Below are 1051 nucleotides of genomic sequence, written 5' to 3'. Positions count from 1 at the left end.
GGATATGACTGGTGTTGTCAGCAATGTCTTAGAAGCGCTTGATGTTGCTGGGCGAGACATGATAGGCATTCTAGGTGGTTCTGGCGGTCTTGGCTTTCAACTACTAAGTATTTTGATGGTAATCATGGTTCTTTATCACATGATTATTTTCATGCTTGATGGCAATGGGCGAGTTATGGTGGATTTAACAAAGTTAGCGTTTACATGGTTGTTCTTGGCTTCCATGCTTGCTGCTTGGACTTCTCCTGCAACAACAGGCGGTGTAATGAAAGATGTGTCCGTCGCAGGCTTTTTTCTTAATGCTATACCAAGTATCGCTAATAAATTTACAAAGAATCAAAACGCAACAGAAATCATTGTTGATAAGCATGTTGTAGCGATGGGCAATGCTTTTAAAGTGCTTTTAAAAGAGCAGCAATATGAACCAAAACCAGATGAGGGTTTGAGTTCTAAGATTCTTAATTACGGAAAGAATTGGGTTCAAGATAAGCTGCAATGGGCTTTTCTTGTTGAAGATGCCGTTGGTCTCATTATTTCGAGCGCCATTCTCATAGTGGCAGCAGGATTTATTTTGTGGTCGTTACTAACTTTTGTGTTTGTGCTGAATGCCGGACAAGTAATGCTATACATCGGCTTAGCAATTGGTCCGCTTTTGATTCCTTTTCTGCTTATACCTAGCTTATCTTTCCTTTTTAACGGTTGGATCAGGTTCATGATTTCTGCAGCACTATACAAAATCATAGCCGTATTAGTCGCTTTGCTGGCTCTAGGCACTATTGACCAGGTAGCTACCTATTCCTCAAACATGGCAACTAAAGACGAAAGTATTATTTTTCTCTCATTAATGGTTTTGTTCTTTGCAATGCTGGGTAAGCAGCTCATGGGCTTAGCTGACAACATGTCTTCCTCATTAGCAACTGGCGGTTCAAGTTCAGGTGGTGCAGGTGATTCAAGCAAATTGGTCATGTTTGCCGGTCGTATGAGTGGTGGCAAAAGTGGCAGTGCGAAAAGTGATGGCGCTAAATCAGAAAAAACAAAACCAACAACAAAA

Annotated in this window: 1 protein-coding gene; it reads left to right on the top strand. The window is 41.1% G+C overall.

The window, feature by feature from the left end:
- On the top strand, positions 1 to 1051 hold a 1051-nt coding region (locus B7Y67_RS19200), incomplete at both ends, for a type IV secretion system protein (RefSeq protein WP_293600001.1).

This window comes from Polynucleobacter sp. 35-46-11, assembly GCF_002281105.1.
The sequence above is the reverse complement of the archived record's forward strand: the minus strand, read 5'-3'. Positions and strand labels throughout refer to the sequence as shown.